The 6,189-nt window shown below is 44.5% G+C and carries 7 protein-coding genes; 4 read left to right on the top strand and 3 right to left on the bottom strand.

Annotated elements, in window-relative coordinates:
* The first annotated feature begins 176 nt into the window (after positions 1-176).
* Entirely contained in the window at positions 177-395 is a 219-nt protein-coding gene (locus BCT81_RS20375) for a hypothetical protein (protein ID WP_102425620.1), read from the top strand.
* Here the strand turns inward: BCT81_RS20375 and BCT81_RS20380 are convergent.
* The 3 genes from BCT81_RS20380 to BCT81_RS20390 all read right to left on the bottom strand — a co-directional run bounded on the left by BCT81_RS20380 (position 390) and on the right by BCT81_RS20390 (position 3,505).
* Positions 390-641 carry an ogr/Delta-like zinc finger family protein gene (locus BCT81_RS20380; RefSeq protein ID WP_102425621.1) on the bottom strand — a complete coding sequence of 84 codons (252 nt, stop codon included), beginning with the start codon at positions 639-641 and terminating at the stop codon, positions 390-392. The genes BCT81_RS20375 and BCT81_RS20380 overlap by 6 nt on opposite strands.
* Positions 642-707: 66 nt before the next feature.
* Positions 708-1,739 carry a phage portal protein gene (locus BCT81_RS20385; protein WP_102425622.1) on the bottom strand — a complete coding sequence of 344 codons (1,032 nt, stop codon included), beginning with the start codon at positions 1,737-1,739 and terminating at the stop codon, positions 708-710.
* The gene (locus tag BCT81_RS20390) at positions 1,736-3,505 is read right to left on the bottom strand and encodes a terminase family protein (protein WP_102425623.1); all 1,770 of its coding nucleotides are present in this window, start codon (positions 3,503-3,505) and stop codon (positions 1,736-1,738) included. Before BCT81_RS20390 ends, BCT81_RS20385 begins: the two co-directional genes overlap by 4 nt.
* Positions 3,506-3,670: 165 nt before the next feature.
* Between BCT81_RS20390 and BCT81_RS20395 the strand changes: the two genes are divergently transcribed.
* From BCT81_RS20395 to gpM, 3 genes are all read left to right on the top strand, one after another.
* On the top strand, positions 3,671-4,525 hold the full coding sequence (locus BCT81_RS20395; RefSeq protein WP_102425624.1) for a GPO family capsid scaffolding protein: 855 nt from the start codon (positions 3,671-3,673) through the stop codon (positions 4,523-4,525).
* Entirely contained in the window at positions 4,525-5,535 is a 1,011-nt protein-coding gene (locus tag BCT81_RS20400) for a phage major capsid protein, P2 family (protein ID WP_102425625.1), read from the top strand. Before BCT81_RS20395 ends, BCT81_RS20400 begins: the two co-directional genes overlap by 1 nt.
* A gap of 10 nt (positions 5,536-5,545) precedes the next feature.
* Positions 5,546-6,189: phage terminase small subunit (gpM, locus tag BCT81_RS20405; RefSeq protein WP_102425626.1), on the top strand; the 644-nt coding region annotated here is incomplete at its 3' end.

Here is a 6,189-nt window from a genome sequence, read left to right on the forward strand (position 1 = left end):
ATTTTTTAGTTCCTAGAACGAACAATAAACTTATGCTCCCAAAGAAGGAATATGACATATGAGTGAAGCTAATCTAAGAATTTAGCTAGAAAGCTGTACAAATATCCAGTAAGTTTCACTATTACCAAGCTGTATAAATACACAGTAAATTCAGTCTTGCTGATAAGGGTAATGATATGTCTAAAGAAAAACAGCTATTTCAATCCGCTCTGGAGGTCATTATTGATGGGGTTTCAATGAGTGGAGATCGTGAAGGAAGCGAACAGGCAGGAGTGTACTTAATGGGGTTGTTGATTGCAGACAATAAGGGCGAACTAGACGCAGATAAAGTAAAGGCTATCCAGTCAATCGTTGAAATGGCTGCAGAAGCAGAGTCACCAAAGTTCTCGCTATAGCATGGAAAGTTGTTCTTGGAGTTCTTGTCGTTGTTTTGGCGGTAAGGCCTGCACTAGGTTGAAAGCTAATTGTGATGTGGTTTTAGCGCTAGGGCTTAGAGTATGGCTATAAGATAAATTCATCACGAAGGTATGCCCACACTCAGGATCACTACATGAGCAATACAAATCTGCATGTTTTGTGCTCATTCTATTCGATTTCAGGATCCGGCTTCTTGCACCGCACTCAGGGCAAAACACTCTCATAACGTTGGCCTAACTTAATGGACTGACAGTATGATATTACGCCAGTTGCTGTATTTTTGTACAGTTTTATAAAGCGTCGCCCGTAGTAACATCAAATTTCAGGTGGAGGGTTTTTATGTTTCTAATTTCTGGGTCATTGTTCACTTCATCCATAATCAGTTCACATACGGGTATGATCTCATCTTTGGCGTATTCACTACCAATCTTAATCGGGTCACCTAAGTTAGTCGTTCCTTGTGGAATGATACCGGCCTTACCTACAGGAAAGCGATGACCTACTAAGATGTCTTGAGCTGTAATATTTTTAATGCGTTCGAATTCATCTTTCGTTGCTATATCTCCCACAGGTATTAGCTGAATACCTTTCTCTGCACCACCAGGAATATTGACAAACATACTGCGGAAATTACCCACACCCTTTGAGCTCGCGATCTTATCTTTTAGCATCTTTTCATCATCGTCACTTAAATTTGGGTCATTGGCGTAGAAGATAAAGCCCATGTGAGCACCGTTCTTGTAGTAGCGGCGACGAAAGAGCGTGGCATCTTTGTTTAGTAAGCTGCTTTGCAAACTACCCAAATAATCAGGTAATCCATAAATCTGCTGTTGCAAGTCTTCTTGAGGCAAGAAAATGATGTCATTTGCTTTGTAGACTCGTTGCTTGTTGTCACGCTCAAGTAACACAAAGTCACCATTTTTACGTCTACGTAGGTACATAGTCGGTAGAGGGAACAGGCGCACTGGCCGCTTAAAATGGTCGCGGATTTTTAAGAAGGCGGCATCACCAAAAGTGAAATAGTTATTACAAAACGATTGAAGTTGTCGACGTCTTACCCCTCCGCCCGCGATGAAACGAGCAGCAACATAGTTCGCACGTGCTTTTAATAAAGAGCCATGATAGGCATTAGCTCGTGATGTCTCGGCCAATCCTTGTCGTGAAATGGGCGGTTCCCAATAGTTGTCTGTGTCGTTGTAGAACAGCTCAGAATAAGACGTCATCCAACTGGTCGAGTCGATGGCTTCTGGTGATGAGTCAATGTGATAAACAGACTCGGCTAGTGCTTCTTGCTTAACTAGTTTTGTTTTAGTGTCGGTCATGCTGCAGTGGCCCAAGTTGATTTCGTTGGTGTTTCGTGATCTAACGGTTCGTTGATAATGGCGTGTGAAATTGCCCAAAACGCATCGGCGTGGCCTGTTGTCTCACTTCGAGCGGCTTTAAAGGTCATGGCGTTACCGCTATTGGTCGGAACCCGTTTAATTGCCATGAAGGCCATAGCAATGTCTTTGTGCTCGGCATCAAACTGCAGTCGCTTAGCTTCTATGACGTCGATCATCTTCATTACAAGGCGGTTTTTATTTTCATTGCTGTAATGTATGGCGTGGGCTTCACGTGGATGCTTTTTCTTTATTAGGTCCCAAACACCACCCCCAATGCCGGTTGTATCAACGCCTATGTAAGTGACCTTATAGCGCTTAAATACCTTTTCGATCTCAGCTACGTGATATTGGAAGTTCAGTCCTTTCCAATAGTGTTTTTCTAACACACGGAATGTTTCACCGGCGACTGCTGGCGGTGCGATGACCACTAAACAAGCATTATCGCGCGTTCGGCTAGGGTCATAACCTAACCAGACTTCACGACCTGCAAAGGGTAATTTGGTTTTCGGCTTGAAATCCTGCCAGTGGGCAGAGTCAACCATGCCTTTCTCAAGATCAGAGAATTTGAAGACAGACAAAGCGCTGTCAACAAAGACACACATAAATAGGTTGTCGAAATCGTCTTTGCTGTATTCGTCTTTCAGCTCTTCAATGTCGAATAAGTTACAGCCGCCCGCTGCAGCATCTTCAATGGTAACGACATAACGCCACTGCTTATCAGGGCAAAGTACACCGCCATTTCTATATTCTTCGAACGTAGGAAACTCAATTTTAGAGCGGGAGTCTCGACCTTTTCGCCATTGGTCGCCAGTCCAAAATGGGTAGGCCTGGTGCATTTTCGATGATGGCGTCGAAAAGTAGGTCTTACGCCATTTTTTATGGGTAGCCATGGCCGAAGCGAGTTTATTGAGTTCGTCAAACTTCGGTATCCAGAAATACTCATCAATATAAACGTGGCCGTGATAACTCTGGGCGGTTTTACTATTGGTCGACAAAAAACGAAGTTCAGCACCATTAGAGAGAATGATTGGGTTACCAGTCAGATCGATGTTTAAGAACTCTTTTGCAATCGCAATGATGTAGCTGCGAAAAACTTCCGCTTGAGCTCGTGACGCTGACAAAAAGATTTGGTTGTCACCGGTCAGAATTGCGTCTTCTAACGCTTCACCACTGAAATAATAGGTCGCGCCAATCTGGCGGGATTTTAGAATATTTCGAATCCGCTGCTTGATGTTGTTGCGCATGATGTGTTGATAGGCGAACAGGGAATCGTGCCACGTGGCGAAATCTTCTTTGCTCAGTTCGCTGATGTCATTCTTTTTTCTTTTGCGCTTCTTTGGTTTAGAGCGACGGTCAGAACGCTGGTCACTAGGGTTGTTTTTGTTGCCAGCATTTAATGATTGTTCACTTTGCTGCTTGTCTTGTGCTCTTTGTTTCTTCAAAGATGCGTGATGTTTGATGAGTCTATCCAGCATGTCTAGCTGGTTTTTGCTTGGTTCTTCCAATTCGAGCAACGTTTGAATACGGTTCGCTATCGCTTCATCAATTGTTTGTTCACGCAACATATCCCGCCAACTGAATTTGTCTGCCCAGTAATAAATGATGCGTTCATTATTCAGGTTCAGTTCGGTAGCGATTTCACTTGGCGTCCAAGCTTTTAAATAGAGTGCTCGGGCGGTTTGTCGTACTTCGGGGGAATAGGCCATAAGCGCATCATACGCCCCGAAATATTGAAAATGATGAATGGAAATTCGGATGAATTCGGATAGAGGCCAAATCCGAATCCCTAGGAATTGAAGTAGCTGATCCCCTCCATTCAAAGGCGTATTGTTTGCTCAAACGGTGTGTGATTGACAAGTTTGAGTACAAAAATGCCAAAGATTAGTGAGTGGAAAATCATAGCGACAGAGGGCCCAACCGTTGACGGGAGAAAAATCACCCGTGATTGGATTGAACAAATGGCCGCGAGTTACTCAATGGATGAATACACCGCACTTATCTGGCCTGAGCATCGCCGCTTCTATGGTTACGGTGAAAACTGGGGGCGAGTGGTCGAAGTGAAAGCGGAAGAGTTGAACGGTAAATTACGCCTATTTGCGAAGCTCGAACCTAACGATTATATGCTCGAAGCCAATCGTAGAAAGCAAAAACTGTTCACCTCTATCGAGCCAAACCCCGATTACAAGGGGGAAGGTCGTTGCTATTTAATGGGCTTAGCGGCGACTGACTCACCAGCGTCAACAGGGACATCACGCCTTCAATTTTCTCGCATTAAAGGTGAAACCACCGAAATTCAAGCTAGCCACCTAGAAGAAGTCGATTTTTCAGATTGCTTTACTCATAAAGACCGATTTTTTGCGGCATTCAATGAATTTTTCTCTTCTGGTGATGAAGAGCCAGAAACGCCATCAAAAGTAGAGGACACCGACGTGACCGAAGAGCAACTCAAAGCCGCACTGGAAGAACATTTTTCTGTCTTTAAGGGCGAGTTTAAGAAAGAACTGAAAGAAGCGTTCAATTTGCAAGAAAGTCCAGAGCAGCCAGAAAAGGCCAGCCAAGCCACCGTTGAGCAGTTTTCTGCAACGTTGGAAGAAAAGTTGGCCCCGTTACTTGAGAAAGTGAACGATATCGAAACTAAGTTCGCTGAACTATCACAAGAAGTACCTAATCAAGAGCCGGATCCATCGGGTGCGAGTGAGAAGTTCTCATCTGAGGAGATTATTTAATGCTTAACGCAATATCGACTAAATACCTACAAGAGTTTTGTGCGGCAACATTAGAAGCCGCGAATGCTCCACAAGGGACGCAGTCTTTTAACTTAACGCCTCCAATGGAAACTAAGTTACGCCAAGCGATCATGCAGTCGGATGCGTTTCTAGGCATGGTTTCATTGTTACCTGTTCAGCAAATCAAAGGTCAAGTGATCGATGTTGGTGATGATGGCTTGTCGACGGGTCGCTCCGACACTGGACGTTTTAGCGTTGAAGTGGGACAAAGTGGCAATACTTACGAACTAATCAAAACAGATTCTGGCGCACATATCCTTTGGGAAATCATGACCCAATGGGCTAATTCAGGTTCGAAAGGCCAATGGTTGGTCATGATGAAAAACGCGATTTCTCGTCGTTTTGCGTTAGACATGCTGCGAATTGGTTTTAACGGTACTTCTATTGCGGTCAAAACTAACCCAGTAGCTAATCCTCTTGGCCAAGATGTGAACAAAGGTTGGTTAACAATAGTTAAAGAGAAAAAATCAAGTCAAGTTCTTCCGTCGGCCCTGTTAGATCCTACCGGAGCTGCTGAGGACTCCTACAAGAATTTGGATTCCTTAGCTCAAGACCTAATCAATACCACCATTGCTCCAGAGCATCGCCAAGATCCAGATCTTGTCGTGTTGGTGGGTTCTGACTTGGTGGCGGCTGAGCAGCATCGTTTGCTTGAATCTGCAGATAAACCAACGGAGCACAAGGCGGCACAGAGCCTGGCTAAGACTATCGCGGGTAAAAAAGCCTATACACCACCATTCTTCCCTGCTGATCAGCTATGGGTGACCAATCCCAAGAACTTGCAAATTTTAACGCAAGAGGGGACGCAATGGCGTAAACAGAAAAACGATGAAGATGAGCTTCGTTTTAAGCAAAACCATATCCGTATGGAAGGTTACGCTGTGGGTAATTTGAAAAAATTTGCGGCTATCGAATCAGTCACCGTCGTTGACTCTGATTCAACAGTTTAAGGGGTGAGATATGGTGAGCCCGTTAGCAAGACAGCGCCGACAACTTCTTGAAAAGCATGCTAACCAGTCTGCATCGGAATTGATTTCCGGTGCAGATACCGAAAGCCTGCACATCAAGCTGCTCGGTTTTGAAGAAGATCGCAAGTGCCTAAAACAGCTCAATGCCATCGAAGACAGAGTGAAGCATAAACGAGAGGTTTTAGTACCGAAGTACAAACCTTACGTGGAAGCGTATTTGGAAAAAGGTGAAGTCTTCGAAAACCCAATCTTTACCAATATGGTGATCTGGTTATTCGATGTTAACGAGATGGATACCGCTATTGATTGGTGCATGAAAGCCATAGAGATGGACTTGTCGACACCAGAAAAATTTCGCCGTGACTGGCCGACAGTTTGCGCTGATGCCGTTCTTGAGTGGGCAGAGAAAGAATCGGTCCGTGGTCATTCGATTGAACCCTATTTCGGACAGGTGTTTGAAAAGGTCGATAAAGAATGGCGATTGCATGAAAAAGTTCAAGCCAAGTGGTACCGATTTGCAGGCTTGCACTTAATTCTAAATGAACAGGGACAACCGCAGCCCACGGCTATCGGGGACTTAGAAACATTAGAAAAAGCGTTGGTACTTCTGCAACACGCTCACGATAAGTACGAGAA

The organism is Vibrio sp. 10N.261.52.A1 (assembly GCF_002876325.1).
GTDB lineage: Bacteria > Pseudomonadota > Gammaproteobacteria > Enterobacterales > Vibrionaceae > Vibrio > Vibrio chagasii.

Bases quoted from the DNA above. Each gene is read 5' to 3' on its own strand.
- BCT81_RS20380 (WP_102425621.1), bottom strand. From the start codon at position 641: ATGAGAGTGTTTTGCCCTGAGTGCGGTGCAAGAAGCCGGATCCTGAAA.
- BCT81_RS20400 (WP_102425625.1), top strand. From the start codon at position 4,525: ATGCTTAACGCAATATCGACTAAATACCTACAAGAGTTTTGTGCGGCA.
- BCT81_RS20375 (WP_102425620.1), top strand. From the start codon at position 177: ATGTCTAAAGAAAAACAGCTATTTCAATCCGCTCTGGAGGTCATTATT.
- BCT81_RS20395 (WP_102425624.1), top strand. From the start codon at position 3,671: ATGCCAAAGATTAGTGAGTGGAAAATCATAGCGACAGAGGGCCCAACC.
- BCT81_RS20390 (WP_102425623.1), bottom strand. From the start codon at position 3,505: ATGGCCTATTCCCCCGAAGTACGACAAACCGCCCGAGCACTCTATTTA.
- BCT81_RS20385 (WP_102425622.1), bottom strand. From the start codon at position 1,739: ATGACCGACACTAAAACAAAACTAGTTAAGCAAGAAGCACTAGCCGAG.